General features: G+C 71.1%; 23 protein-coding genes and 1 tRNA gene. 10 read left to right on the top strand and 14 right to left on the bottom strand.

Translation table 11 applies throughout. From position 1 onward, the window contains the following. Window positions 1-278: 278 nt before the first annotated feature. The 3 genes from HD597_RS61310 (at window position 279) to HD597_RS61300 (ending at window position 5,297) form a co-directional block, all read left to right on the top strand. Complete coding sequence (locus HD597_RS61310; protein ID WP_253758457.1) at window positions 279-2,648, top strand: DEAD/DEAH box helicase; 2,370 nt, start codon at window positions 279-281, stop codon at window positions 2,646-2,648. Between the two features lie 1,082 nt (window positions 2,649-3,730). Then, window positions 3,731-4,840: a tyrosine-type recombinase/integrase gene (locus HD597_RS61305; RefSeq protein WP_253758454.1), complete on the top strand. Its 1,110-nt coding sequence runs from the start codon at window positions 3,731-3,733 to the stop codon at window positions 4,838-4,840. Further along, window positions 4,833-5,297, top strand: a complete 465-nt coding sequence (locus tag HD597_RS61300) for a tyrosine-type recombinase/integrase (protein WP_253758453.1) — start codon at window positions 4,833-4,835, stop codon at window positions 5,295-5,297. The genes HD597_RS61305 and HD597_RS61300 overlap by 8 nt, the downstream gene beginning before the upstream one ends. A 206-nt stretch (window positions 5,298-5,503) precedes the next feature. Here the strand turns inward: HD597_RS61300 and HD597_RS61295 are convergent. Together HD597_RS61295 and HD597_RS61290 are read right to left on the bottom strand one after the other, a co-directional pair. After that, window positions 5,504-5,577, bottom strand: a tRNA-Arg gene (locus HD597_RS61295). 54 nt (window positions 5,578-5,631) lie between these two features. Continuing rightward, window positions 5,632-5,943, bottom strand: a complete 312-nt coding sequence (locus HD597_RS61290; RefSeq protein ID WP_253758451.1) for a hypothetical protein — start codon at window positions 5,941-5,943, stop codon at window positions 5,632-5,634. Between the two features lie 200 nt (window positions 5,944-6,143). On the opposite strand from HD597_RS61290, the gene HD597_RS61285 reads away from it, so the two are divergent. Together HD597_RS61285 and HD597_RS61280 are read left to right on the top strand one after the other, a co-directional pair. Continuing rightward, entirely contained in the window at window positions 6,144-7,136 is a 993-nt protein-coding gene (locus HD597_RS61285; RefSeq protein WP_253758449.1) for a protein kinase family protein, read from the top strand. After that, complete coding sequence (locus HD597_RS61280) at window positions 7,120-8,073, top strand: cobalamin biosynthesis protein (RefSeq protein WP_253758447.1); 954 nt, start codon at window positions 7,120-7,122, stop codon at window positions 8,071-8,073. The genes HD597_RS61285 and HD597_RS61280 overlap by 17 nt, the downstream gene beginning before the upstream one ends. A 429-nt stretch (window positions 8,074-8,502) precedes the next feature. Here HD597_RS61280 and HD597_RS61275 read toward each other — a convergent pair whose 3' ends face one another. The 4 genes from HD597_RS61275 to HD597_RS61260 form a co-directional block, all read right to left on the bottom strand. Beyond that, entirely contained in the window at window positions 8,503-8,736 is a 234-nt protein-coding gene (locus tag HD597_RS61275) for a hypothetical protein (RefSeq protein WP_253758445.1), read from the bottom strand. A gap of 92 nt (window positions 8,737-8,828) precedes the next feature. Beyond that, window positions 8,829-9,626, bottom strand: coding sequence for an exodeoxyribonuclease III (locus tag HD597_RS61270; RefSeq protein ID WP_253758444.1), 798 nt, complete (start codon window positions 9,624-9,626; stop codon window positions 8,829-8,831). A gap of 35 nt (window positions 9,627-9,661) precedes the next feature. Further along, window positions 9,662-10,633, bottom strand: coding sequence for an inositol-3-phosphate synthase (locus tag HD597_RS61265; RefSeq protein ID WP_253758442.1), 972 nt, complete (start codon window positions 10,631-10,633; stop codon window positions 9,662-9,664). Window positions 10,634-10,640: 7 nt separating this feature from the next. Beyond that, complete coding sequence (locus tag HD597_RS61260; protein ID WP_253758440.1) at window positions 10,641-13,178, bottom strand: ATP-binding protein; 2,538 nt, start codon at window positions 13,176-13,178, stop codon at window positions 10,641-10,643. A 74-nt stretch (window positions 13,179-13,252) separates the two neighbouring features. Between HD597_RS61260 and HD597_RS61255 the strand changes: the two genes are divergently transcribed. Continuing rightward, complete coding sequence (locus HD597_RS61255; protein WP_253758438.1) at window positions 13,253-14,398, top strand: MFS transporter; 1,146 nt, start codon at window positions 13,253-13,255, stop codon at window positions 14,396-14,398. Here HD597_RS61255 and HD597_RS61250 read toward each other — a convergent pair. Further along, complete coding sequence (locus tag HD597_RS61250) at window positions 14,364-14,993, bottom strand: hypothetical protein (protein WP_308210940.1); 630 nt, start codon at window positions 14,991-14,993, stop codon at window positions 14,364-14,366. The genes HD597_RS61255 and HD597_RS61250 overlap by 35 nt on opposite strands. Window positions 14,994-15,011: 18 nt before the next feature. Between HD597_RS61250 and HD597_RS61245 the strand changes: the two genes are divergently transcribed. Continuing rightward, the gene (locus HD597_RS61245) at window positions 15,012-15,179 is read left to right on the top strand and encodes a hypothetical protein (RefSeq protein ID WP_253758436.1); all 168 of its coding nucleotides are present in this window, start codon (window positions 15,012-15,014) and stop codon (window positions 15,177-15,179) included. On the opposite strand, the gene HD597_RS61240 is transcribed toward HD597_RS61245, so the two are convergent. Further along, window positions 15,155-16,714, bottom strand: coding sequence for an ABC transporter substrate-binding protein (locus tag HD597_RS61240; RefSeq protein WP_253758434.1), 1,560 nt, complete (start codon window positions 16,712-16,714; stop codon window positions 15,155-15,157). The genes HD597_RS61245 and HD597_RS61240 overlap by 25 nt on opposite strands. 199 nt (window positions 16,715-16,913) lie before the next feature. Here HD597_RS61240 and HD597_RS61235 point away from each other — a divergent pair, with 199 nt between their 5' ends. Continuing rightward, window positions 16,914-18,791, top strand: coding sequence for a sensor histidine kinase (locus tag HD597_RS61235; RefSeq protein ID WP_253758433.1), 1,878 nt, complete (start codon window positions 16,914-16,916; stop codon window positions 18,789-18,791). Beyond that, window positions 18,784-19,140 (top strand): DUF742 domain-containing protein, encoded by a 357-nt coding sequence (locus HD597_RS61230; RefSeq protein WP_043630385.1) that lies wholly within the window; start codon window positions 18,784-18,786, stop codon window positions 19,138-19,140. Before HD597_RS61235 ends, HD597_RS61230 begins: the two co-directional genes overlap by 8 nt. On the opposite strand, the gene HD597_RS61225 is transcribed toward HD597_RS61230, so the two are convergent. Further along, window positions 19,118-20,512, bottom strand: a complete 1,395-nt coding sequence (locus HD597_RS61225) for an MFS transporter (protein ID WP_253758431.1) — start codon at window positions 20,510-20,512, stop codon at window positions 19,118-19,120. The genes HD597_RS61230 and HD597_RS61225 overlap by 23 nt on opposite strands. A 73-nt stretch (window positions 20,513-20,585) precedes the next feature. Between HD597_RS61225 and HD597_RS61220 the strand changes: the two genes are divergently transcribed. Further along, entirely contained in the window at window positions 20,586-21,065 is a 480-nt protein-coding gene (locus HD597_RS61220; protein WP_253758429.1) for a MarR family winged helix-turn-helix transcriptional regulator, read from the top strand. On the opposite strand, the gene HD597_RS61215 is transcribed toward HD597_RS61220, so the two are convergent. The 5 genes from HD597_RS61215 to HD597_RS61195 are packed head-to-tail and all read right to left on the bottom strand — an operon-like array spanning window position 21,035 to window position 26,125. Further along, on the bottom strand, window positions 21,035-21,907 hold the full coding sequence (locus tag HD597_RS61215) for an ABC transporter ATP-binding protein (RefSeq protein WP_253758427.1): 873 nt from the start codon (window positions 21,905-21,907) through the stop codon (window positions 21,035-21,037). The two genes, HD597_RS61220 and HD597_RS61215, sit on opposite strands and share 31 nt — an antisense overlap. Further along, on the bottom strand, window positions 21,904-22,641 hold the full coding sequence (locus HD597_RS61210) for an ATP-binding cassette domain-containing protein (RefSeq protein WP_253758426.1): 738 nt from the start codon (window positions 22,639-22,641) through the stop codon (window positions 21,904-21,906). The genes HD597_RS61215 and HD597_RS61210 overlap by 4 nt, the downstream gene beginning before the upstream one ends. Continuing rightward, window positions 22,638-23,492, bottom strand: a complete 855-nt coding sequence (locus HD597_RS61205) for an ABC transporter permease (RefSeq protein WP_253758425.1) — start codon at window positions 23,490-23,492, stop codon at window positions 22,638-22,640. Before HD597_RS61205 ends, HD597_RS61210 begins: the two co-directional genes overlap by 4 nt. Then, window positions 23,489-24,505: an ABC transporter permease gene (locus HD597_RS61200; RefSeq protein ID WP_253758424.1), complete on the bottom strand. Its 1,017-nt coding sequence runs from the start codon at window positions 24,503-24,505 to the stop codon at window positions 23,489-23,491. Before HD597_RS61200 ends, HD597_RS61205 begins: the two co-directional genes overlap by 4 nt. A gap of 3 nt (window positions 24,506-24,508) precedes the next feature. Then, window positions 24,509-26,125 (bottom strand): ABC transporter substrate-binding protein, encoded by a 1,617-nt coding sequence (locus HD597_RS61195; RefSeq protein WP_253758423.1) that lies wholly within the window; start codon window positions 26,123-26,125, stop codon window positions 24,509-24,511. Window positions 26,126-26,128 lie beyond the last annotated feature (3 nt).

Genomic DNA, 26,128 nt, shown 5'->3' with positions numbered 1-26,128 from the left:
GATTCCGGCGGGTGGACGCCGGGATGTTATGGGAAACGTGTGCTACACATGGCCTCGCTGATCTCCGAGACGGCCAGTGGGTGCCTCGAGGTTGGGCGGATGTACCCACTGAACGTGTGCCTCCGAACGGGTCCGTGGAAGAACGCGCTGTCGCAGAGGCCACCCGTCTCGCCACATCTATTGGACTACCCGCGCACGAGCCTCTGGCACCCGTCGGGCCTGTGCCCCCCGAGTGGCCCGGGACAGCCAGAAAGACAGCGGCCGCGCTTCGTCACGAGTTGACCGCCGTCTCCCAGCGCAGGGTGCAGACCGACGTTCCGTTAGTGGCGGTCACAGGCCTCGCGGTTCCCGGAGGTCGCCTGAGGCGTTTCGAGGCGCAGGGAGAGATCGGCGCCGCCGAGGGCATGAAGGCAACGCTGATCGTGCAGGGTCTGCCGTTCCAGGTTGAGATCATATCGGTGTTCGGCAGCGTGGTCACTCTCTCGACGCCCGCCGAGATGCCGATGACCAACGAGGCCACACTGCGGACCGACCTGTCCTGGCTGTTGAACGAGCAGAGCAAACGGCTTTCCGAACTCGTCAACGGCGGTCCAGGCTTCAACGCCGTGGCCGCTCTGGCTGCTGTGACACCGCCTGATGCCGGCGCCCCCTGGCACCAGCCACTTCCATCGGGCCCCTCTGGCCTCAATCAGGGTCAGCGGAGAGCGGTGCAGATCGCGCTCACTCATGGTGTGACCTGGTTGTGGGGGCCGCCGGGCACGGGCAAGACGACAACGCTGGCGGCCCTGATCGCCGAACTCTGTTCGCGGGGAAAGCGGGTGCTCCTGGCCGCGCCCACCAATGCCGCCTTGGACGTGGCGATCCAGGCTTTGCTCAAGCGGCGCCCCGATCTCGCAGCCGGTACACTCGTCCGGATCGGGCAACCCGCCGATCAGACGCTTACCCGCAGCGTGCTGGCTGACGAGATCGCGGCAGCCCGCGGTGCTCCGGTGGCCCAGCGTCGGGTTGAAGCGGGCACCGAGCTACGCGAAGGCCGCAAGAATCTCGACGCGCTGAAGAAACGGGAGCTTACCCGTACGGAGGAGACCTCCCGGCTGCGACTGGAGACACAGATCGCCGAGTTACAAGAACTCGTGTCCGCACTGGACAGCAAGCTCAAGGAGGTGCGCCGACAGGTCTGCCGGGACGCGACTGTCGTAGCCGCCACAGCCCACCAACTCCCGCTGGAGACCCTGAAGGGGCTCACGTTCGACGTCGTCGTGCTCGACGAGGCGAGCATGACTACGGCCGCGCTCGCCATGCTGGTTGCCGGAGCCGGCAACGGTCACACGATCATCGCCGGCGACTTCCGGCAGTTGCCTCCGGTCGTGGTTGCCGATACGCCTGAGGCGCAGGCCTGGTTGCATTGCAGCCCGTTCGAGAAGGCGGGCATTCCGGGCATGGTGTCGGCGCGCAAGGACCCTCCCAGGCTGGCTACCCTGACCCGGCAGTACCGCATGCGCCAGGTCATCGGTGACATCGTCAGCACCGCCTTCTACGACAACCGCCTCCAGACCTCCAGCACCACGGCCGGCAGAGCCGTGCGCAGCAAAGCTTCATGGGCCAAGGGCGAGCTCGTGGTCATCGACACCACCTCGCTGTGCAGCAGGACCGCACGACGGCAGGGCAGCCTCTCGCGGTACAACCTTGCGCACGCCCAGCTGGCAGCCTCACTCGTCGACATCGCCCTCCCAACAGCTCAAGACCTGGGCTTGATTACGCCCTTCGCCCCTCAAGCCCGCCTGCTGGAATCATTGCTGCCCGAGGACCGTCTGAAAGACTGGGCAGCCTCCACCGTCCACCGCTTCCAGGGTGGGGAGCGGGATATCATCGTCTACGACACCGTTGACACCGGCCTCGGCGTCAAGCCGCTCAACCGATGGTTCACCGAGGGCCACGAAGGCAGCGAAGGCACTCGCCTGCTTAACGTCGCAGCCAGCCGCGCCCGTGACCATCTCGTCGTGATCGGCTCCATGGACACGCTGCATAAACGTGGCGCAGCCCGCGACTCCGTGCGGACGTTCTTCGCGCATCTCATCGACTCGGCGGTCCAGATGCCCTGGCAGGCCGCCGTCTCCACGGGCATCACGGAACTCATCGAAGATGACCTCTTCGGGCGCCTACAGGACGACATCACACGAGCCGCGACCGTTGACATGTGGCTTCCCCGCGGCTCTCTCAGCCTTCTGCCGCGGCTCCTCCCCGCCCTCACCTCTGTGCCCAGTGGAGACTCAGAAGCAGTAACGATCTGGGTAGAGCCGGTGCGCGACGGCCACTTGCCGGACGAAGCCCTCCAGGCCCGCCGGGAGAGAGTCAACATCCGGCCCTGTATGCCCATCCTCGAATCAAGCGCCATCATCGGGAATGTCGTCTGGTCTTCGTCGACTTCTCTGCTCAGTTCCCATCCAGGAGTGGTGCTTCGGACCGAGCATCGTGCCTTCGCCGATGCGGCGCGCCGAGCCCAGCGCCGCCGTCCCAGCGCGGGAGCCCCGGGAAGCGGGCAGCTGGGCGACGACTGTGGACGTTGTCGGCGCATGCTGGTCCGTTACGAGCAGGACCGCCGCGGCCGGGCCGGTCTCCGCTACGAGTGCGCGGCCTGCGGTCCGTAGCTCCTCCCAATGATGCAGAAATTCCTTCGGCGATTAGCGTCGGCGGGATTGCTACCGGAGCTCCGCGTGGTCACCAGCACAGCGGGTTCGGGCGGAAGTGGGGCTGACACTGACGAGATTTGGCACGGTCACTGGCAGGCCGGCCACACAGCAATACGACACCGACAAGAGCCGCGTCCACAGCGATCAACACAAACTGAGCTTCGTCACTCGGCGACATCAGGGTCTCAGATACTGACACTTTGTCCGATTGTTTTGGTCAAGCCTTTGCTTCGCGTGCTGTCCGAATCTGGGCCTGAGCGCAGGTATTTATAAGAGTGACAGGGATCAGGTGGTCCAGGTGATCGGGCCACACCGACATGACTTCGCCGCACGACACCGCAACACCACCGAACCACTCCATCCGCCGTACCAGGCGGACTGCGGGCTATACCGTTCAGCACGACCGACGGCGCTCATCTGCTGATCGAAGCGCCCCCTCGGGCACCAGCGGCTGCGCGGTCTTCCAGGCCGGCGCTCTGGAAACGGCTTCTCATCTCGCTCGCACACATGGGTGCGTTCCTGCAGGAAAGCCGTCCTTGCGCTATGGCGACTCGAAGCGAAGAGCGCTGAGCCGACCGCGACGCCGTGCGGCGACCGCCGATAACCCGGCCCGGCGTTGACCGTCGGATTCGGCCTTGACCAACGCCATCCAGGTGGGCGTCGATACGCCCTGTCCGGCGCGGCCATCGATGCGGCGGGGTGACGACCACGGGCGTGCTCGCCCGATCACGCCGCCGCATCGGCCGTACCGGGCGGGAACATGGCGGTCCCGGCGCTCGACACCGCACAGGCGGCGGCACGGGCGTCAGGACCGCCGTACGCCCGTAGCCCGCGACCACCGGGGCCACGGCTGAGCGGGATAGCGCGGCATGTATCCGGGCCGGGACTTCCCCAAGGCACGCCCTTCGGGGATGGCAATCGGTCCCTTCACCGGCCCGCCTCCGGGGCTCGGCGCAGCATCCCTGCGCCAAGTGCCACCCGCGCAATGCCGCACCAACCCGATCCAACAGCACCACATATGAAAGAGGACAGGCATCACGATGGCTGAGGGAAGCACCTTCAAACGCTGTTCCTGCCGCGACGGCGACGGCAAGGCACTCGGGCAGCGATGCCCCAAGCTGCGCCGCGCCGACGGTGGGTGGAGCTACCGGCACGGTATCTGGAACTACCAGATCGAACTGCCGCCCGGAGCTGATGGTAAGCGGCGCGGGCCGCTGCGCCGGGGCGGCTTCGACTCCCAGGACGCCGCCAAGGCTGAGCTCGGCCGGGTGCGTGACCTGCTCGCGCTGGCCGACCCGCGCGAGCCAGCCACCCGCATCCAGATTGCCGACCTGATCAAGCGGACGCTGGCCGAAACCGACATGCTCCCGGACGTGGAGACGGTCCGCCGCAAGGTCAAGACCGGGCAGCATCTGACCCGGGAGATCACCGTCGGGCAGTGGCTGGCGGAGTTTCTCAACCGTAAGAGGAAGATCGAGGAGACCACTCGCCGTTCCTACGAGGGCCACATCCGCCTCAACCTCACGCCGTATCTGGGGGGGCTGCGGTTGGATCAGCTCAAGGTCAGCGACATCGCGTTGATGTTCGAGCAGATCGAGGAGTTCAACGACACCATCGCTGAACGCCGCGCCGACCCAGACCCGCAGGTGCGAGCGAGCGTGAAGTTCCGGCGGCCGATCAGCATCGCCACCATGCACCGCATCCGCGCGACCCTGCGGCACGCGCTCAACGTGGCCATGCGCCAGGACCGGCTGATCGACTTCAACCCCGCCGCGGTCTTGGAGATGGCCGCCTACACCCGGCCCAAGCCACTCGTGTGGACCGAGGACCGGGTCCGCACCTGGCAGGAGGACTTCCGCACTTACCGGGAGACCGAGAAACAACGCCGGGGCGGGCGGCGGGTCGATCCCATCGACGCCTACACCAGCGTGCCGCGACCGTCCTCAGTGATGGTGTGGACGCCCGCGCACACCCGCCTGTTCCTCGAAGAAGCCCAGCGTCACCGCCTGTTCGCCCTGTACCAGCTGATCGCGCTGCGCGGGCTGCGCCGGGGTGAGGTGTGCGGGCTGCGCTGGAACGAGGTTGATCTCAACGGCAACACTCTGACCGTGAACTGGCAGCTCGTCCAGCTGGCCTGGGGAGGTGCATGAGGGCACCCCGAAGACCGACGCCTCCGTGCGGACGATCGCTCTGGACACCGACACCGCTCGGGTGTTGCGTGCCCATCGGCAGCAGCAACTACAGGAACGGCTGGCCATGGGCGAGGCATGGACCGACACCGAGTTCGTGTTCACCCAGCCCGACGGCAGTCGGCTGCATCCTCAGCACGTCTCCGACCAGTTTCTCTGGCTGGCCTACCTCGCCGGCCTGCCACCCATCCGCCTTCACGACCTCCGCCATGGCGCGGCCTCACTGATGCTGGCGGCCGGGGTGGAGATGAAGGTGGTGCAGGAGACACTGGGCCACACCTCCAGCGCCTTCACCGCCGACACCTACACCTCCGTCTACCCACAGGTCGCCATGGCCGCGGCCGAGAAGACCGCGGCTCTGCTGTTCGGCAAGGAAGACCAGGCCCGGCCTGGGCAAGTCATCTCGCTGAGGAACTGACAGTCGGATTAAGCATCCGGCCCCGCGTTCGCCGCCTGCTCCCGGCGAGGCGGGGCCGCTGCTCTTGGGCCGAGTGAGAGGACGGCAATGGATCATGGAGTGTGCGGGGTTGGTGCGGGCGAGCACGTATGGAGCACGCAACCACTAGACGAAAATTCTAGAACTAATCCGAACCCGCAAAGCCGCAGGTCAGACCATGATCAAAGCGCGCCCTGCAGGATTCGAACCTGCGACCGTCGGATTAGAAGTCCGGTGCTCTATCCAGCTGAGCTAAGGGCGCTCCCGCCTTATTGTGCATGATCCGGCGACATGTCACGCACACGTTTTCCCCGTGTCAGTCTGTCAACCCGATCACACCCCACATGAACAGCGGTCCCAGCGCGGTTACCGTCAACGTCCATCCGGTGGCCCGGCTGGGCGTATGGGCCTCAGGGAGGATATCGGACGCGGCGAGGCGGAGGAGGAATCCGGCGAAAAGGCCGAGGTGCGCGCCGAGGGTGGCGTTCGGGATCGTAAGGGGGGTGATGGTGGCGCCGGCTATGGGGGCCAGGGCGAGCGTGAGCATGGGCGTGGGGACGTCGTACACGCGTAGGGGGTCGAGGGTCAGTGCCTTCGGGGGGGAGTCGAGGGGGACCACGCCGAGCATGACGGCGTCCCGGGGAGCTGAGGACGAGGGGGTGGCGGGTGCCGATGCGTCGGGGACGAGGCCGGCAGCAGGGTCATGGCGAAGGTGGCCGGCGACAGCAGGATCGGTATGAAGTCGCACGCTAGCGGGGCGCGACGGGGAACTGCTGAGTTGGAAAAGGCCAGGCGGGGGTGGGGCAAATAGGTCTAAGCTGTCTGGGCATGGTCGCGACGCTCCTGCATGAAGTTCCGCTGCAGGGCGGGGACGTGACAGACGGGGTGGTGCGTGTCGGTGACACCGTGCGCAGACCGGCCAGTATGTCCACACCTGCCGTGCATGCCCTGCTGAGACACCTTGAGGCCGTCGGGTTCGACGGGGCGCCGAGGGTGGTGGGGATGGACGAGTTCGGGCGGGAGATCCTCACCTTTCTTCCTGGTACGACCGGGCTTCGGTTGGAGAGTGTGACCGATGAGGCGTTGGTTCAGCTTGCCGGGCTGTTGCGGCGGTTTCATGATGCAACCGCCGGGTTTCCGCTGACGGGGGTGGGGTGGGAAGGGGGCTCGAATGATGATCGGTCGCCGGAGGTGATCGGGCATTGTGATTTAACGCCGGAGAACGTGATATTTCGGCATGGGGTGGGTGGTCGATCCGGGGCGGCCTGGGGTGGTGGAGTCTCCGGTGGTGGAGTTTCGGATGCCGCGGGTGGCGCGGGTCGCGGGGCCTCTGGCGGGATCCCGGGTGGCGGGGGCTCGGGTGGCGGGGGATCGGCCGCCGCGGAGGGCGTGGGTGGTGCGATCTCCGCTGTCGCGGGTGGTGGGGTCTTGGGTGCCGCGGGTGGTGAGGTCGGTCCGTACGCGTTCATCGATTTTGATCTGGCACGGCCGACCACCAGGCTCTTCGACGTCGTGACCACCCTGCGCCACTGGGCCCCCATCTCCGATCCCGTCGACCGCGCCCCTCTCCTCCGCTCCGTCGACGTGGGCGCCCGGCTCCGGCTGTTCTGCGACGCCTACGGCGTGCCGCCCCGCGACCGCCGCCGCCTCCTGGAGCTGGCCAGGCTCCGTTTTCACCGCTCCTACGCGGTCATGCGCACCCGCGCCACCGTCGGCGGCAACTGGGCCAAGATGTGGGCGGGCGGCGCCGGTGAGCGCATCCGGCGGGCCGCTGCGTGGCTGGATGTGCACGAAGATGAGCTTCATGCCCATTTGGTTTGACCCTCTGGGGCTCGCCCTCGGCGTCGCCCTCGACCGGCTCCTCGCCGACCCGCAGAGCCCTGCCCACCCGGTCGCGGTGTTCGGGCGTGGCGCGGCGCGGCTGGAGCAGGCCCTGTACGCGGACGACCGGCGGCGCGGCGTGCTGCACGTCGCCGTGTGCGTCGGCGGCACGGCCACGCTCGGCGTGCTGGCGGTGCGGGCGACCTCCCGCAGCAGAGTCCTCCGTACGACCCTGACGGCCCTGACCACCTGGGCCGTGCTCGGCGGCACCACGCTGGCCAGGGAAGGCGCGTACATGTCCGACGCCCTGGAGAGCGGCGACCTGGAACGCGCCAGGGCCCGCCTGCCCCACCTGTGCGGCCGGGACCCTCGCGGGCTGGAGGCTCCCGAGCTGGCGCGGGCCACGGTCGAGTCGCTGGCCGAGAACACCTCCGACGCCGTCGTGGCGCCTCTGTTCTGGGGTGCGGTGGCGGGGGTGCCGGGGATGCTGGCGTACCGGGCGATCAACACGCTGGACGCCATGATCGGGCATCACTCACCCCGCTACGAGAGGTTCGGCTGGGCCGCCGCGCGGCTGGACGACGTGGCGAACTACGTGCCGGCGCGGCTGACCGGCGTGCTCACCGTACTGACCGCGCCCGATCCGGGTGGTGCGCGGGCCATGCTGCGCAGGGACGGTCACCGCCATCCCAGCCCGAACGCCGGGCGGTGCGAGGCCGCGTTCGCCGGCGCCCTCGGGGTCACACTCGGCGGGAAGAACGTCTACGGGGGGAGGGTGGAGGAGCGTCCGACGATGGGGGACGGGCCTTCGCCCCAGGTCCGCGACATTCCCCGTGCGGTACGGCTGACGCGGGCCGTGAGCCTCGCGGCCGCCTGCGTGGCGGGAGCGGCCATGATCGGCGCGTCCTTGGCGGGCGCTTGGACACGCCGCCGCTGATGAGAGGCTGGGGCGGGGGCCTCAGGCCGCATCGCCGCCGAGAGCAGCCATGAGAGCGGGGCGAAGGCGCAAGAACGGGAGCGGAGGTGCGGACGCGGGGACAGGGGCGGAGGTGACGGTGCGGACGCGGGGCCGAGAGCGAAGGTGACGGTGCGGACACGGGACCGCGAGCGAAAGTGACGGTACGGACGCGGGGGCGAGAGCGAAAGTGACGGTGCGGGGGCGGGAGCACAGGTGGAGGGTGTCCGCCGTTCAGATGTAGAAACCATGGCAGGGAAGAAGCACCATCTCGCGACCGCCCGGTGATCCGCCCCGGACCGAGAGAAGCGGTGGTGCGCTGTGCGGCCCCGCCCAAGTGCCGCACAGCGCGCCATGAACCCGCCTCGCGCCACCACACCAGCACGCGCCCCCCCGTGACGCGCGCCCCGCCTACATGATGCGGTTGAGGTTGAGCACGAGCCAGATCACGAAGATCACGACCAGCGTGATCCCGATCATCGACTTGGCGGCGTTGTGCGCGGTCGTCCTCCTCGCCATGACTTGCCTGGCGCTCTGCTTGTAGACCTGACGCATGATGATCATGGCCTGGAACCGGCGCCCGAGGGCGAACACGGCAAGCCCGATCAGGATGAACAAGATGACGCGGCCGTCTGCAGGTTCCACGGGAATCCCCCCTGTGGTCCGCTGGAGTTGCTTACCGCCCCCGAAACTGTGAGAACACACAATACTCGGCCGACAGCGATTTGTGACTATATTTATGCGCCCAGGTCAACCACGATCGGCGCGTGATCCGACGGCCCCTTCCCCTTGCGCGCCTCCCGGTCCACGTACGCCGACCGCACCCGCCCGGCCACGTCCCCGCTCGCGTACACGAGGTCGATCCGCATCCCCTTGTTCTGGTGGAACATCCCGGCCCGATAGTCCCAGTACGTGTACGGATGCGGCCCCTTCATCGGCGTCGGCACCACGTCGTGCAGCCCGAGGGCGCGCAGCTCGGCCAGTGCCTGCCGTTCGGCGGGCGTGACGTGGGTGGCGCCGACGAACAGGGCGGGGTTCCACACGTCGGCGTCCGTGGGCGCCACGTTGTAGTCGCCGCAGGCCACCACGGGGCCGGCGGCCACCTCGGCGGCCAGCGCGTCGCGCAGCGCGGCGAACCAGTCGAGTTTGTAGGCGTAGTGGGGCGAGTCCGGCGTGCGGCCGTTGGGTGCGTACAAGGACCAGACGCGCATCCCGCCGCAGGTCGCACCGATGGCGCGGGCTTCGGGGCGGGCGGCGCCGACCCCTTCGAGCTCGCCGAAGCCGGGCTCGCCGGGAAAGCTGGGCGTCACGTCCGACAGCCCCGCCTTGGACAGGATCGCGACGCCGTTCCAGCGGCCGTCCCCGTGGGCGGCGACGGCGTAGCCGAGGGCCTCCACCTCCGCCGTCGGGAACGCCTCAGCCGGGCATTTGGTCTCCTGCAGGCACACGATGTCGGGCGCGGTCTCCGCCAGCCAGTCGAGCAGGCGGGGCAGCCGCGCCTTGACGGAGTTCACGTTCCAGGTAGCCAGGCGCATCCCTCTAGCGTGCCACCACGGCCCGCGGAGCCGGGTCAGACCGCCTTCATCAGCGCGCCGGACACCTCCTCCAGCAACCCACCGGCACCCCGGTCCATGGCCTGCTTGGCGTGCCGGGCCGCGTCCAGCGCGTTCCCCGCGGCGCTGGGCGAGTCCTCGACGACCAGGCGCAGCTCCAGCTCCAGCGGGGACCCGCCGAACCCCTCGCCGTCCAGCCTGATGTAGGCGACCTTGCGGTCGTCCATGAACGGGACGTACTGGGCGCCGACGTGGATGGACGCGCCCGCGCCCGTCGCCTTCGTCGCCTGCTTGCTCCGCATCCGCCCGGCGTCCTCCAAGTTGACGAAGTCCATGTTGCCGCCGCCCAGGAGCTGGTGCCCTCCGGTGAGGCGGACGCCGTTGCCGGTCAGGGCGTCGACCAGGGCGCGGTGCACGAGCGTGGCGCCGAACGAGCTCTTCAGGTCGTCGCCGATCAGCGGCAGCCCGGCCGCGGCGAAGCGGGCGCGCCACTCGGGCGAGCGGGCGAGCACGGCCGGCATGCAGTTGACGAACGCGCACCCGGCCTCGACGGCGGCCCGCGCGTAGAGCTCGGCGGCGCGCTGCGCGCCGGTCGGCAGGAAGTTGAGCACCACGTGGCTGCCCGTCTCCCGCAGGTGGGCGGCGACCTCGGCGGGCGTGGCGGCGCCGCGCGGGTCGATCAGGTCTGCCGAGCCGGGCCCGACGCCGTCGGCCAGGATGCCCTCCACCACGGGTACGCCCAGGTGCGGCACGTCCGCGAACCGGCGGGCGTTGTTCGGCGCGGCCCAGATGGCCTGCGACAGGTCCTGGCCGAGCTTGGCGCGGCCGACGTCGAAGGCGGCGGTGAAGCGGACCTGGGAGATCGCGTAGCCGGCGCAGACGGGATTCGGCAGGCCGGGGGCGTCGCCGTCGCGGTAGTGCTCAACGCCCTGCACCAGCGAGGACACGCAGTTTCCCACGCCGATCACGGCGACGTTCACAGAACTCATGCCCGGATTAGATCAGGCCCGTGCGCCGGGCACGCGCGACGGCCTCCACGCGGGAGGCCGCGCCCAGCTTGGCCATGATGTTCGACACGTGCACGCCCGACGTCCTGGCCGAGATGAACAGCCGCTCGGCGATCTGCCGGTTGCTCAGCCCCTCGGCCACCAGCCCCAGCACCTCCCGCTCCCTGGCCGACAGCAGGGGCTCCTCGCCGAGGGGCACCCGCAGCGTGGCCGCCGCCGACTCGGCCGCGTGCCGCAGCGGCTCCGAGCCGAGGCCGCCGGCGATCGCGACCGCCTCGCGCAGCCGCTCGCGGGCGTGCCCGGGATCCTGCTCGGCCGCCCGCACCAGGGCCTGGCCCAGCGCGTACGGCTGCCCGACCGCCCGCCAGCCCGCCACGGCGACCTCCCAGGAGCCGCCGCACTCCGCCTCGAACGTGGCCCGGTGCGCCTGCTGCACCCGCCCGGTCGTGGCCACTCCCCCGGGCGCCTCGCGGACGCGCCCGAGGCCGGCCGCCAGCGCCAGCAGCGGCCAGGCGTAGCGGCGGCTCAGGGTGAGGTCGTGCTCGGCCAGCACGTGGTCCACCACGCGGCCGGCCCGCCGCGGATCGGGCCCGGCCAGGGCGAGGCGGCATTCGAGCAGGTCGGGCTCCAGGCAGGAGTCGTAGCCCCGCGACCGGCCGCGCATGAGCGGCCTGACCCGGCCGACGATCTCCTCGGCCTCGCCGAGCGCGCCCTCCCAGACGGCGACGGTGCCGAGCACCATGAGGATCCAGGCCCGGTGGATGGGCGGCGGGTCGAGCGCGAGGGCGCTCCGCATCACCTCGCGGGCCTCCTTCCAGCGGCCCAGGGACGCGAGCGGCTCGGCCAGGTTCGCCGCCAGGTGGCCGCCCCTCGACCTGGCCAGGCCCAGGCGGCGGGCCCTGGCGATGCCCTCGCGGGCCACGGACTCGGCCCTGGCGTGCTCCCCCGCCGCCTCCAGCACGTCGGCCTCGCTGGCGTAGGTGATGAGCAGGCTGTCGTCGTCGGGGGCGGTCGCCCTGGCCTCGGCGTACAGCCTCGACGCGGCCCCGAGGTCGCCGTCCAGGGCGGTGAGTGCGGCCAGGGTGGTCAGGGACCTGGTGTCGCCGAGCGCGAGCGCCTCCTCGGCGTGGGTCCGGGCCTCGGTGTCCTGGCCGTTCCAGGCGAGCATGGTGGCCAGGGCGCCGATCAGCCTGGACTCGCGGGGCGCCAGCCGTACGGCGGCGCGCAGGTCGTCCAGGCCCTCCTCGCCGAGCAGGTCGCGGACGGCGACCCGCAGCTCCAGCAGGCGCGCCGAGCGCAGCGGATCGTCCGCCTCCTCCAGTGCCCGGGTGGCCAGCTCCTCGGCGCGTTCCGCGTCGCCCTCGCCCAGGGCGTCGCGGGCGGCCAGCTCCAGCACCTGGACGTGGTCGGCGCCGTCGCCGGCCTGGTCCCACAGCTCCAGCACCCGCTCCCAGCGGCGGGCCGCCCGGGCGGCCTCGAACGCGCGCGGCCGGTCCCCCGCCGCGTACCAGTGGTCGGCGGCCAGCTCGGGGTGGGCCTCGGCGCACCGGGCGTGCAGCCGCCGCCGCTCCCCCGGCAGCAGGTCGTCGTAGACGGCGTCGCGGATGAGCGCGTGCCGGAAGGTGTAGCCGTCGCCGTCCACGAGCAGCAGCCGGGCGCGTACGACGGGCCGCAGCGCCTCGTCCAGCGCCAGGTCGTCGAGCCCGGCGACGGCCCGCAGCACGTCGTGCGGCGTCCTGCGCCCGGCCACGGCGGCGATGCGCAGCACCTCCAGCCCTTGCGCGGGCAGCCGCTCCGCCCCGGCGAGCAGCAGCTCACGCAGCGAGGCGGGCGTGGCGGCACCTGCGCCGACACGGGCGTCGGCGAGCGTGGCGGCGGCCGCGTCGGCGAGTGCCTCGGCGAACAGCGGGTTGCCCTCGCTCCTGGTCACGATCACGTCGAGGTCCAGCGGCTCGCCCTGCCGCCCGAGCAACTGGGCCACCTCGTCGCGCCCGAGCGGCGGCACTCTGATCACCTCGGCGCCCGGCAGGCGCAGCGGCTCCCGCGAGGTCGCGACGACGAGCACGCCGGGGGCCATCAGGTTGCGCGCCAGGAACACCAGCAGGTCGACGCTGGCCTGGTCGGCCCAGTGCAGGTCCTCCAGGACGAGGACGAGGGGCCGCCGCTCGGCCGACCGCTCGACCAGCAGCAGCACCTCCTCGAACAGCCGGGCCCGCCCCAGGTCCGGCAGTTCCTCGACCTCGCCCAGCTCGGGCAGCAGCCGGGCCAGCCCCCTGCGCCCGCCGCCCGGCACGAGCCCGGCGCCGTACTGCCGGACCAGCCCGCGCAACACCGGGACGAACGGCGCGTACGCGACGCAGCCCGGATCCGCCCCGCCCTCGGCCACGAACGCGTCGGCCCCGGAGACGAACTCGCCGACCAGCCGCGTCTTGCCGATGCCCGCCTCGCCGACGACCAGCACGACGCCCGGCGCACGCTCCCGCGCCGCCGCCAGGCGGGCCAGCTCCGCCGCACGTCCCACGAACACGCCCCCCATTATGAAGAGGCGGCTAAGCATCATGCCCGATGTGCCGGAAACGGGTTTCCGCGACCGTCGAGGACATGATGACGCGCGAGATGAACCTCATGATGGCCGCCTCGACGGCCGGCCTGCTCGGCTTCTACCTGCTGTTCTCCTCCGTCCCACTCTACGCCGCGACCGGCGGCGGCGGCGGGGTCGGCGCCGGGGCGGTCACGGGCGCCATGATGCTCGCCACCGTCGCGGCGGAGCTGGCGGTCCCGTGGCTGCTGTCCCGGCTCGGGTACCGGTCGGCGATGGGGCTCGGGCTGGCGCTGCTCGGCCTGCCCGCGCTGCTGCTGCCGGTGTCGGCGGAGCTGAGCTGGGTGGTGGCGATCAGCGTGCTGCGCGGGGCCGGGCTGGGCGTCCTGGTGGTCGCGGGCACCGCGCTCGCCGCCGAGATCGTGCCCGAGGAGCGCCGCGGCGAGGGCCTGGGGCTGTACGGCGTGGCCGTCGGCATCCCGTCCGTGGTCGGGCTGCCGCTGGGGTTGTGGGCGAGCGACGCGCTGGGGTTCGCGCCGGTGTTCGCCGTGGCCGGGCTCGTGCCGCTGGCCGGGCTCCCGGCCGTCCTGGGCCTGCCCGTGACCAGGGCCGGGCACGGCGAGCAGCCCACGCCCGGCACCGCGCCCGGCACCGCGCCCGCGGCGGGGCCCGCGGCGGGCGGGCTGGCTAGCCTGGCGCTGGTCTTCGCGGCGGTGACGACCGCGACAGGCGTCCTGGTGACGTTCCTGCCGCTGGCGGGCTCACCCGAGCTGGCCTCGGCGGCGCTGCTCGTGCAGTCGCTGGCCACGCCAGCGGCCCGCTGGTGGGCGGGCAGGCACGGGGACCGGCGCGGCTCGGCCGGGCTGCTGGCGCCCGGCGTGCTGGCCTGCGCCGCCGGCGTCGCGCTGCAGGGCTGGGCCGGCGGCCCGGTCGCGGCGGTGGCCGGGATGGCGCTGTTCGGGGCGGGGTTCGGGGTGCTGCAGAACGCGACGCTGGCGCTGATGTTCGAGCGGGGCGGCGCCGCCAGGGTGAGCGCCCTGTGGAACCTGGCCTACGACGCGGGCATGGGCGTGGGGGCGATGGGGTTCGGGCTGGTGCTGGGGCACACCGGGTACGCGGCGGGGTTCGGGCTGGTGGCCCTGCTCGTGGCGGCCACGCTGCCGCTGACCAGGGTCAGGGCCGCCGGTTGCGCTCCACTCCCACGGTGATCTCGTTGCCCAGGCGGCGGCCCAGGAGCAGCTCCAGGTCGTCGCCGCTCCAGAACCTGCCGGGGTCGTACCAGTTGGGGCGGCGCCCGCCGGGCAGCAGCCCCATCGCCTCGTAGGTGACGGCCACCACCTCGGCGCAGTAGGCGCTCTCCAGGTTCGCCTCCTTGCGGCTCCTGCGCGGCACCCGGCCCCGCATCCAGCGCGCGGCCAGCCTGGCGGTGGACGGGAACGGGGTGCCGTCGAGCCTGGCCACCGTGCGCAGGGCGGCGTCCTCCATCTCGGGGGTGGCCTCGGGGTCGAGCTGGCGCAGCCAGGCCCGCTGGTCGTAGCGGTCGGCCCACACGGTCACGGCGTCGCGCAGGTCGTGGAGCTGCACGCCGCGCTGGTGGGTGCCCGACCACAGGTCGAGCAGGGACTTGCCGAGCTCGGCGTGCCACATCATCGGCGGCATGTCCTCGATCACGATGGCCATGCCCACGTGGTTGACCGGGCTGTTGGTCATGGTCTGGATGGCGCGGTCGGGCACGGAGCGGCCGCGGAAGATCCACAGGTCGCCGGTCCTCGTCACCTTGACGGCCTCGTCGAGAGTCAGCACAGGGCTAGCCTAGGCAACATGCGCTGGTGGAAGATGCTCGGATTGGCGGGAATCATGGGTGTGGCGGCCACGGGAGTGGTGATCGCGCGGGCGGAGCGGCGGCGCCGCGCCTACACCCCGGAGGAGATCAGGGCGCGGCTGCGCGAGCGGGCGGGCGGCGATCAGCCCGACGGCCGCAGGTCGTAGACGAAGACCACGTCCTGGTAGGCGGGATTGTCGTCGTAACCCTGGATGCCACCCAGGTAGGCCCGCCGCGACTTGACCACCCAGGGCAGCGCGGCGGCCGCCCGCTGGTCCAGCACGCGGGTGGTGGCCTGCTCGTAGGCCCGCTGCGCCGCCGGCTTGTCGGTCACCGTCAGCTCGGGCAGCGTGCCGAGCAGCGCGTCGAGGGTGCGGTCGTTGAGGTAGGACAGGTTGAACACGGGCGGGTTCGCGCTCTGGAAGACCTGGCCGAAGTAGGAGTAGCCGTCGGCGTAGTCGGGCCACCAGTACATGACGAAGATGTCCTGGCCGCGCTTCTTGCCCAGCTCCCACTGGGCGTTCCAGTGCATGCCCCTGACTTCGAGGGTGACGTTCAACGTGCGCAGCGTGGCCCGTAGCCGCCGGGCGAGCACCTGCTCGTCGGCCTCGCCCTCGCCGTAGGTCAGCCGTAGCCGCAGCGGCCGGCCGCCGGGGCCGTAGCCGGCCTGCTGGAGCAGCCGGGTGGCGCCGGCGAGGTCCTGCTCGGGCACGCGGTCCGGCACGTGGCCGAGCAGCCCTTCCGGCACGACGCCGCTGGCCGGCATCACGGAGCCCTTGAGCGCCTTGATCAGGCCCTGGTAATCGACGGCCTTCTGGACGGCCTTGCGCACCCTGATGTCCTTCATCGGCCCGGCGGCCGTGTTGAACAACATCACGGCCGTCGTGAACGACGGCCGGTCGGAGGTGCGCAGCCCGGACGCGGCGGAGGCGCGGGCGAACAGCCGCGGGTCGAGCCGGTCGACGAAGCTGGCCTCGCCGTTCTGCAACATCCGGTACGCCCGCTCGGTGTCGGGCACGACCTTGTACCTGACGGTGTTGTAGTGCGGCCGCTGCCAGCCGCCCCAGTACCCGTCGTACGCCGAGAGCGTGAGCTCGTCCTCCTTGCCCTTGTTCCACTTCGTCACCGTGTACGGCCCGGAGCCCGCGTCCCTGCCCTGGCGGAAGAACGCGGTCAGGTCGGAGGCGGCCTTGGTGTCGTAGATGTAGGCCGCGTACCCGGCGGAGGCCACCAGGTCCAGCGGCACGGGGTACTTCAGCGCGAACGTCACCGTGAGCGGCCCCTCGACCCTGATGGAGGAGACGGCGTCCCAGATGTAGGAGGCGCCGGTCTTGGCCCGCATCGTGCGCTCGATGGACGCCTTGACCGCCTCGGCGTCCAGCGGCCTGCCGGTGTGGAAGGTGACGCCGGAGCGCAGGGAGAAGGTCCAGGTCCGGCCGTCGGCGGAGGATCGCCAGGAGGTGGCCAGGCGGGGGGCGGACTTCTTGGTGACGGGGTTCCAGAGCGTGAGGGTCTCGTAGACGTTCTGGAAGGCGATGATCTCGTTGGAGTAGGAGCGGCTGGGGTCCCACTCGGTGACGATGTCGGTGTTCTTGACGTAGACGAAGGGCGACTCCCCCGCCGGCGCCCGCTGTGGCTCCTGGGGGGTCGAGCAGGCCGCCAGGAGGGTCAGCGCGACGGCCGCAACGAGTCGACGGCGCAACGCAAGCTCCCTCTGTGGCCGATGTGATTCCCGGGAAACCTACTCCAAGATTCAGCAGAGGCGTGACACGTGTCCAAAAGTCCCGAAAAATTGGGCATTCCGGTGATCGAATTGCTATTCTCGGGGCTTGTCCCGTCCGGGGTTGCCAGCTTGGGACCGACCGGAGTGAGGTGCCATGGGTCGTAGCCGAACGATCCGCATGAAGATCATCGGACTACTACTGGTGCCGCTGACCTCCATGGTGGTGTTGTGGGGGGTCATCACCGCCGTCACCGCCGGCGAGAGCTTGGAGCTGCGTCAGTACAAGACGGTCTGGACGAACCTCCGCCTGCCCGCGTACAAACTGATCAGCGAGATCCAGCGCGAACGTCTCATCTCGGCCCAGCTCCTGCGTAACGTGGCGGACGAGTCCGCCGTCGCCGCGCAGCGCACCAAGACCGACGCCGCCCGCGACTCCTTCACCCAGCTCTCCAGCACCATCAAGGACAGATCGGAAGAGATCCGCACACAGGTGAACGCGGTGTACACGCAACTCGACAGGCTCGACTCGGTCCGTGGGGAGATCGACGCGGGTCTGTCGGACCGTCTGCACAGCGTGGAGGCGTACAACTCGGTCATCGACACCCTGTACGGCCTGCACCGCAAGGTCGCGCTGATCGACGACATCCCGATCTACGAGCAGTCGCGCGTGGTCATCGAGATGGGCTACGCCAGGGAGCTGCTGAGCAGGGAGCAGGCCATCGGCCTCGGCACGGTCGACGCGGCCGAGCGCAGGCTGTTCACCCAGATCGCGGGCAACCGGCGCTTCCTCATCGACCAGGGTCTCGGCGAGCTCGACCCGGCGCTGCGCGATCCCCAGGTCGCCCTCATCAGCTCCCCCGCCTACCAGCGGATGCGGATGATGGAGGACCAGATCATCGCGGGCGGCACGCCGCAGGGCTGGCTGAGCACCACCGAGGGGCTGGCCAAGTCGTTCAACGAGGCCCAGATGAAGGCCAGCACGCTGCTGAACGAGCGCGCCGACCCGGTGGCCGACGAGGTGCTGTCGCGGGCGTTCCTGCTGGCGGGCACGGCGCTGGCGCTGGTGATCGTGTCGATCGCGTTCTCGCTGCGCATGGGTGACCGCCTGTCGAAGGAGCTCGGCGCGCTGCGGCTGGCGGCGCTGGAGGTCTCCCAGGAGCGGCTGCCGCACGTGGTCGCCAAGCTGCGCAAGGGCGAGAAGGTCGAGATGCCCGAGCTGTCCGTGGCCAGCACCACGGTCGAGATCGACGACGTGGGCCAGGCGTTCTCCACCGTGCAGCAGACGGCGGTGGAGGCCGCGGTCGGCCAGGCGCAGCTCCGCGAGGGCGTCGGGCACGTCTTCCGCAACCTCGCCAGGCGCAGCCAGACGCTGCTGCACCGCCAGCGCATCCAGCTCGCGGACATGCAGCACCGGGCCACCGACCCCGAGCAGCTCGACGACCTGTTCAAGCTGGACCACCTGACGACGCGCATGCGCCGCCACGCCGAAGGCCTGATCATCCTGTCGGGCGCCACGCCCGGACGCGGCTGGAGCCGGCCCGTGCCGCTGCTCGACGTGGCCCGCGGCGCCGCCGCCGAGGTGGAGGACTACCAGCGGGTCGTCATCGAGCCGATGTCCGGCCAGCGCCTGGCCGGCACCGTGGTCGGCGACGTGATCCACCTCATCGCCGAGCTGATAGAGAACGCCACCGTCTACTCCCCCGCGCACACCACGGTCATCGTGCGCGGCGAGGGGACGGCCCGGGGCTTCGCCTTCGAGGTCGAGGACCGGGGATTCGGGATGGAACCAGAAGAGCTGGCCGAGTACAACGAGCGGCTGGCCAGCCCGCCGGAGTTCGACCTGGCCGACAGTGACCGGCTCGGCCTCTTCGTCGTCTCCCGCCTGGCCGCCAGGCACGACATCCGCGTGACGTTGCGCGGTTCACCATATGGAGGGACCACCGCGATCGTGTTGATCCCGGAAGAGCACGTGGCGGAGCCGGAGCCAGAAGCCCCGGCGATCGCCGTGCAGAAGGAGCCCGCCGCTCGCCCCATGCGGGTGGTGCGTAGTGACTGAAGAGCGCTGGCTGGACGAGGACGCCGGTCCGATCGTCCCCGCCTACCTGCTGACCAGGGGCCGTACGGTGCCCGCGAGCGAGGCCATCGACCTCATCGCGGTCATCATCACCGCCGGCGGCCTCACGCCGCCCCGCGGCCTCGACCCCGAGCACCTCATCATCCTGCAGAAGTGCACCCAGCCCACGCGGCTGGTGGACGTGGCGGCCGAGCTGAACCTGCCCATCGGCGTGGTCCGGGTGCTGGTCGGCGACCTGCACGCCCAGCAACTCGTGCAGGTCGAGCTGCCGCCGCCCGCCCCGGACGCCAAGGTGCTGCTGGAAGTGATCAGTGGCCTGAAGGCGCTGTGACCGGCCCGCGGTTGAGATAGCCGTACCCGGCCGCGAACAGCGCGGCCACGACGCCCGCTCCGGCGGCTGCCCCGAAGACCCAGGGGTAGCCGCCGCCCGCGGCCAGCACGGCGGCGATCGCGGCGCCCGCCACGCTGCCGCCCACGATGCGGACCAGGGCGTTCACCCCCGCCGCCACGGCGGTCCTGTCCGGAGCCACGTGCTCCACGGCCATGGTGCCCAGAGCCGCGTAGCCGACGCCGAGGCCCACGCCCATCAGCGAGGACGCCACGTACAGGTGCGCCGGCGCCGTGTGCTGGACCACCAGCCAGAGCCCGGCCAGCGCGGTGACCCCCGAGCCGATCGCCACCATGGCGGACGCCGGCAGCCTGCGCATGATCCGGCCCGCGAACAGCGAGATCACCAGCATGAAGAGCGTGCTCGGCAGCAGGTAGATCCCGACCTGGAGGACGGTGGCCCCGAGCCCGCCCGCCGCCTCCGGCGCCTGGGCGAAGCCGGACATGCCGGTCAGCAGGGTGAAGAACGAGAACCCGAGCAGGAACGAGGACACCGTCGCCCCGACCGTTCCCCTGTGCACCAGCATCGCCATCTCCACCAGCGGCTCGGCCACCCCGCGCTCGACCAGCACCCACACGACCGCCAGCACGGCGGCCGCGGCGAAGAGCCCGAGCACGCCCGGCGAGGTCCAGCCCCAGGAGCCGCCCTCGCTGACGGCCAGCAGCAGCGCGACCAGCCACGCGGTCAGCAGCGCCGCCCCCAGCAGGTCGGGGCGGCCCTTGACCGGCGGGGCCGAGTCACGCACGAGGAAGGCCACGACGATGCCCGCCACCAGGGAGATGCCGCCGGTGATCCAGAAGACCAGGTGGTAGTCACCGGAGGCGAGCCCCGCCAGGATCATGCCGCCGCCGCTGCCGAACCCCATGGTCGCGCTCAGCACCCCGATGCCGGTCGCGAGCTGCTGCCTGGGCAGGGAGTCCCGGACCACCCCGATCGACAGCGGCACCAGCGCGGACACGAAGCCCTGCAACACCCGTGCCACGATCAGCCAGGTCAGCGAGGTCGCCAGCGCGCCCATGACGGAGCCGATCACCAGGAGCGTCAGGGCGGCGAGGATCATGCGGCGTCTGCCGTACATGTCGCCGAAGCGCGACAACAGCGGTGTGGACACCGCGCCCACCAGCAGGCTCAGCGTGAGGGTCCAGCTCACGGCGCTCAACGACGTGTTCAGCTCCCGTTGCAGCACGGGAAGCAGCGGAACCACCGCGGTGTTCTGGAGAGCGGCGATGGAGGCGGCGAAGGCCAGTGAGATCACCGCGGGCCAGGGGTTCCGGCTGGTCGTTGCCCGTGACGCGGGCACGACGACTGTCGCCATGTCGGCTCCTTTAGATAACTTGGGTAAGTAACCGAGAACCGATAATACATACGTAAGTTAGGTAATCAAGCGGATGGACGAGAATCTGCACCGTACGGTGGACGCCTATCGCCGGCTCGCGACCTCACTCAACCGCGCCAAGACGCACGAGCGGCTGACCGAGGCCGCGGGCATCCGCCTGGACCGGCCGGACGTCCAGATCCTCGTCGACCTGCTGGACGCGGGCGAGCCGCGCAGGATCGGGAAGATCGCCGAGAGCCTTCAGGTCGAGAGCCCGCACGTGACGCGGCACGTGGCCGCGCTGGAGCGGCGCGGCCTGGTGGAGCGGGTACGCGACCCCGACGACGGGCGGGCCTGGCGCATCGCCCTCACCGAGGACGGCGGCCACGCGGCGCTGGCGTGCCGCCGGGCCGCCTCGCAGTGGTTCGAGGCCGTGCTGTCCGGCTGGCCCGAGCCGGAGCGGGCGGAGCTGGCCCGGCTGATGGGCAAGCTCGCCGACGACATGTGCGTGTACCTGAGGAATCAGGCGGAGAGCACGTCCTCCGCCCGGTGACAGGCCACCTGGCGGCCGGCCACGTCCCGCGGCGCGGGCGCCTGCTCGCACCCGGGCACGGCCAGCGGGCAGCGCAGCCTGAACGGGCAGCCCGTCGCGGCGGGGACCGCTTCCGTCCTGCCCGTTGCCTCCGGCGGGGCGCCGCCCAGCCTGGGCACCGCGTCGCGCAGCGCCCTGGTGTACGGGTGGGCCGGGTTCGCCAGGAGCTGCGAGGTGGGGCCCGACTCGACCACGCGGCCCGCGAAGAGCACGTGCGAGGTGCGGCAGAGCCGTTCCACCACGGCCAGGTTGTGCGTGATGAGCAGGCGCTCGGTCTCCAGCGAGGCCAGCAGGTCGAGGATCCTGGCCTGGACGGTGACGTCCAGCGCGCTGGTGGGCTCGTCCAGGATGAGCAGGCGGGGGCCGACGGCCAGGGCCCGGGCGATCACCACGCGCTGGCGCTGGCCGCCCGAGAGCTGGTGCGGGCGGCGGCCGGCCAGCTCGGGGTCCAGGCCGACCTGTTCCAGCAACTCGGCGACACGGGCGCGGGCGGCGCGCGGGAGCGCCTCGGCGATGGAGCGGCCGACGCGCATCCTGGGATCGAGCGCCTCGGCCTGGAAGACGGGCTGCACGTCCTTCCTGAACGCCCTCAGATCCGCCTTCTTGAGGTTCTGGTCGCCGTACCAGATATTTCCGGACATGGGGCTCAGGAGGCCCAGGAACGCGCGCGCCAGCGTCGTCTTGCCCGAGCCGCTCTCCCCGATCAGGCCCACGCCGCCCTCGGTGATGTCCAGGCTCACGTCGTGCACGACCGGGCGGCGGCCGTACCCGAGCGTCACCCGTTCGGCCCTCAGCGTGGTCACGGCAGCGCCTCCAGCAGCTCTCGGGTGTAGGGGTGGGACGGCTGCGCCAGCACCTCGGCGGCGGGCCCCGACTCCACGACCGCGCCGTCCTTCATGACGAGCACCCGGTCGGCGATCGTCGAGACCAGCGCCAGGTCGTGGGAGACCAGCAGGAGCGCCAGGCCCCGCTCGGCCCGCAGCCGCCGCAGCACGCCGACCACCTCGGCCTGTACGGTCACGTCCAGCGCGCTGGTGGGCTCGTCGGCCAGGATGACCTCGGCGCCCAGGGCGATGGCCAGCGCGATGGCGAAGCGCTGGGCCTGGCCGCCGGAGATCTCGTGGGGGTAGCGGCGCAGGATCTCGCGGTCGAGCACGACCGCCTCCAGGGCCCGCGCCATGACCTCGTCCGTGGCCGGCCTGCCGTGCAGCTTGAGCGCGCGGCGCAGGAGCACGCCGAGGCGGGTGGCGGGGCTGAGCGCGGCCTGCGGCGACTGCATGACCAGGGCCGCGCGGGCGCCGCGGATCTCGCGGAGCGCCTTCTGGGAGGCGCTGAGCACGTCCACGCCACATACGCGTACATGTCCTGAAATTTCGGCGTTCTCGGTGAGGCCGAGCAGCGAGAGCAGCGTCGTGGACTTGCCCGACCCGCTCTCCCCCACGATCGCCACGCACTCCCCCGCGCCCACGTCCAGCGCGGGCACGTCGGCGACGAGCCGCCCGCCGTACCGGACCTGGAGATCGCGTACCTCGATCACCTGACCTCCGCTCGGGGGTCGAGCGCGTTGCGCAACCCCTCGCCCAGCACGTTGAACGCGAACGCCGTCACCAGGATCGCCAGCCCCGGGAAGGTCACCACCCACCAGTTCGTGGTGAACAGCGTCTGCCCCTGCTGCACCATCAGCCCCCACTCCGCCGTCGGCTCCTGCGCGCCCAGCCCCAGGTACGACAGCGCCGCCGAGGTCAGGATCACCCCGCCCGCGTCCAGCGAGAGCTGCACCAGGACGGGGGTGAGCGAGTTCGGCAGCACGTGCCGCACGATGATCAGCGGGGCGGGCACGCCGAGGCAGCGGGCGGCGTCCACGTACGGGCGGGTGGCGATCGAGGCGGCCACGGAGGCGGCCAGCCGGGTGTACCACGGCCACCAGGTCACCGCGATGGCCAGGATCACGGTGTTCACGCTGGGCTGCAGCACGACGGCCAGCGCCAGGGAGAGCAGCAGCGCGGGGAAGGCCAGGAACACGTCCGTGACCCGCATGATCACGTCCCTGAGCCAGCCGCCCGCGTACCCGGCGACCACGCCCAGCGTCACCCCGACGGCCGCCGAGACGCCCAGCACGGCCACGGCGATGGTCAGCGAGGTGCGTCCGCCGTACAGGATCCGGGTGAGCACGTCCCGCCCGACCTGGTCGGTGCCGAACCAGTGGGCGCCGCTCGGCGGCAGCAGCCGCTCCAGCGGGCGCGGCTCGTCCAGCGGGTACGGCGCCAGCCACGGCGCCAGCAGCGCGGCCAGCACGACGACCGCGAGCAGCACCGCCCCCAACGCGGCGAACCGGTCGGGGACGCGGGGCAGCAGGCCGCGGCGCAGCGGTTGCGCATCCGTCGTCATCGGGACCTCGTGCGGGGATCGACGAAGCCCTGGAGGACGTCCACGACCAGGTTGGCCAGCACGTACACCAGGGCGACCAGCAGGGTGACGCCCGCGATGCCCGGGGTGTCGAGCGCCCGGATCGACTCGGCGGCGTAGCGGCCCAGGCCCGGCCAGTTGAAGACGGCCTCGACCAGGAAACCGTTGACGATCGCGTACGCGAAGACCAGCGCGATCAGCGACAGCACCGGGCTCAGCGCGGGCCGCAGCGCGAACCTGGTCAGGATCGACGTCTCGCCGAACCCGAGCGCCCGCTCCAGCCTGGCGTGGTCCTGGCCCGACTCCTCGATCAGCGCGGCCCTGGTCATCTGGGCGATCACCCCCGTGGGGTAGGCGGCCACGACCAGGGCGGGCAGCACCAGGTGTTCGAGGGTGCTGGTGAAGATGGGCCAGTTGCCGGTGATGAGGGCGTCGACGATGGTGATGTTCGTCCAGAGGGTGAGCGGGCTGGTGGTGTCGAGGGAGGTGTCGTACTCGCCGGCGATCGGGAACCAGCCGAGGTTGCCGGCGAACACCGTCTGCAGCGCCAGGGCCAGCCAGAAGACCGGCACGGAGACGGCCAGCATGCTGCCCAGCCGCACCCCGAAGTCCGGCAGCCGCCTCTTGTGGCGGGCGGCGAGCACCCCCAGCGGGACGCCCACCGCGATCGCGACGAGCAGCGCCGCCCCGACCAGCTCCAGGGAGGCGGGGAAGGCCAGGTAGAGGTCGTCGCGCACGGGCTGCCTGGTGCGCAGGCTCGTCCCCCAGTCGCCGGTGACCAGGTCGCGCGCGTAGTTCAGCAGCTGCACGGGCAGCGGGTCGTCCAGGCCGAAGCGGGCGCGGGCCTCGGCGAGCTGCTCAGGCGTGGCCTTCGGCCCGGCGAACGCGACCGCCGGGTCGCCGGGCACCAGCCGCATGATCGCGAAGGTGAGCACGACCACGCCGGCCACGACCAGGAGGGCCTGGCCGAGCCGGCGGGCCAGATGGCGGAGCACGGCCTAGCTTGCGCGCGTGAGGTCGTAGAAGAAGACCACGCTGGGATAGGCCGGATTGTCCTGGTAACCCTGGACGTCCGCCGACAGCGCGCGCTGGTAGCGCTGCACGTACGGCGCCGCGACCGCCGCCTCCTCCTGGATGATCTTCTGCTGGAGCTTCCTGTACTCCTCCTCGGCCGCCGCCCGGTCCGTGGCCGTCAGCTCGGGCAGCTTGCCGATGGCCGCGTCGATCTCCGGGTTCTTCAGGTAGGACAGGTTGAACTGCGGCTTGTCGGCGCTCTTGAACACGTTGAGGAACCAGGAGTAGGCGTCCGGATAGTCCGGGTACCAGTACATGACGAAGACGTCCTGGCCGCGCTTCTTGCCCAGGTCCCACTGCGCGCCCCAGCTCATGGGCTTGGCCCGCAGCGTCACGTTGAGCTGCTTCAGCGTCGAGCCGAGCAGCGTCACCAGCAGTTTCTGGTCCTCGTCGCCGACGGCGTAGGTCAGGTCGAGCTCCAGCTCCTCCAGGTCGGGGCCGTACCCGGCGTCGGCGAGCAGCTGCTGGGCCCTGGGCAGGTCCTGCTTGGGCGCCATGCCCTCCACGTGGCCGAGCAGGCCCTGCGGCACCAGGCCGCTGGCCTTGACGCCCGAGCCCTCCAGCGCCGCCGCCAGGCCGTCGTAGTCGATCGCGAGCTGCAGCGCCTGCCGCACCCTGACGTCCTTGGTGGGGCCGTCGGCGGTGTTGAACAGCACCAGCAGGTTCTGGAACGACTCCGTCTGCGCGCTCTGCACGCCCGGCGTGCTGCCGGCCTGGGCGAAGAGCTGCGGGTTCAGCCGCCTGACCCAGTTCACCTCGCCCTTCTGCAGGAGCTGCCAGGCGGTGGTGATCTCCGGGGTGACGCGGAAGGCGACCTTCTTGTACTGCTCGGGCTTCCAGCCGCCCCAGTAGTCCTGGAACGCCTTCAGCGTCAGCTCGTTCTCCTCGCCCTTGCGCCAGGAGTCGATCGTGTACGGGCCGGTGCCGGCGGTCGTCCTGCCGTCGGCGTCCACGGCGTCCACGTCGTAGATCCAGGCGGCGTAGCCGGAGGAGCTGATCAGGTCGAGCGGGGCGGCGTACTCGAGCGTGAACTTCAGCGTGCCCGCGTCCACCGCCTCGATCTTCTCCACCGGGTCCCAGATGTAGGCGGCGCCGCCCTTCTTCTCGATCGTCCGCTCGATCGCCTTCTTGGCGGCCTCGGCGTCCATCGGGTCGCCGGTGTGGAACTTGACGTTCTGCCGCAGCTTGAACGTCCACTCCTTGCCGTCGCCCGAGGAGGTCCACTCGGTCGCCAGGCGCGGCTCGGCCTGCTTGGTCTGGGAGTTGTACCTGGTGAGACCCTCGTAGATGTTGGCCAGGGCGACGATCTCGTTGGAGTAGGAGGTCGCCGGGTCCCAGTCGGTGACCACGTCGGAGTTCGGCGCGTAGACGAACGTGCTGTCGTTGGCCTGCCCGCCGGTCTGATCCGCCGGACTGCCGCTGCTCGCCTGCGGCCGGGGCGTCCCGCCCGCGCCGCGCACCTGGCCGCCCGCGCACGCGGAGGCCGTCAGGGCGAGGACACCGGCTACCCCGGCGACGAGCAGACGCTTGTGCCAGCGCATGGT

It is taken from the genome of Nonomuraea thailandensis, assembly GCF_024172165.1.
Lineage (GTDB): Bacteria > Actinomycetota > Actinomycetes > Streptosporangiales > Streptosporangiaceae > Nonomuraea > Nonomuraea thailandensis.
Note: the sequence above shows the minus strand (reverse complement) of the source record. Positions and strands in the feature narration are given on the sequence as shown.

Excerpts from the sequence above, each read along its gene's own strand:
- HD597_RS61305 (WP_253758454.1), top strand. The coding sequence starts at position 3,731 with ATGGCTGAGGGAAGCACCTTCAAACGCTGTTCCTGCCGCGACGGCGAC.
- HD597_RS61290 (WP_253758451.1), bottom strand. The coding sequence starts at position 5,943 with ATGCTCGGCGTGGTCCCCCTCGACTCCCCCCCGAAGGCACTGACCCTC.
- HD597_RS61285 (WP_253758449.1), top strand. The coding sequence starts at position 6,144 with ATGGTCGCGACGCTCCTGCATGAAGTTCCGCTGCAGGGCGGGGACGTG.
- HD597_RS61280 (WP_253758447.1), top strand. The coding sequence starts at position 7,120 with ATGCCCATTTGGTTTGACCCTCTGGGGCTCGCCCTCGGCGTCGCCCTC.
- HD597_RS61270 (WP_253758444.1), bottom strand. The coding sequence starts at position 9,626 with ATGCGCCTGGCTACCTGGAACGTGAACTCCGTCAAGGCGCGGCTGCCC.
- HD597_RS61265 (WP_253758442.1), bottom strand. The coding sequence starts at position 10,633 with ATGAGTTCTGTGAACGTCGCCGTGATCGGCGTGGGAAACTGCGTGTCC.
- HD597_RS61255 (WP_253758438.1), top strand. The coding sequence starts at position 13,253 with ATGATGACGCGCGAGATGAACCTCATGATGGCCGCCTCGACGGCCGGC.
- HD597_RS61245 (WP_253758436.1), top strand. The coding sequence starts at position 15,012 with ATGCGCTGGTGGAAGATGCTCGGATTGGCGGGAATCATGGGTGTGGCG.
- HD597_RS61235 (WP_253758433.1), top strand. The coding sequence starts at position 16,914 with ATGAAGATCATCGGACTACTACTGGTGCCGCTGACCTCCATGGTGGTG.
- HD597_RS61225 (WP_253758431.1), bottom strand. The coding sequence starts at position 20,512 with ATGGCGACAGTCGTCGTGCCCGCGTCACGGGCAACGACCAGCCGGAAC.
- HD597_RS61220 (WP_253758429.1), top strand. The coding sequence starts at position 20,586 with ATGGACGAGAATCTGCACCGTACGGTGGACGCCTATCGCCGGCTCGCG.
- HD597_RS61205 (WP_253758425.1), bottom strand. The coding sequence starts at position 23,492 with ATGACGACGGATGCGCAACCGCTGCGCCGCGGCCTGCTGCCCCGCGTC.
- HD597_RS61195 (WP_253758423.1), bottom strand. The coding sequence starts at position 26,125 with ATGCGCTGGCACAAGCGTCTGCTCGTCGCCGGGGTAGCCGGTGTCCTC.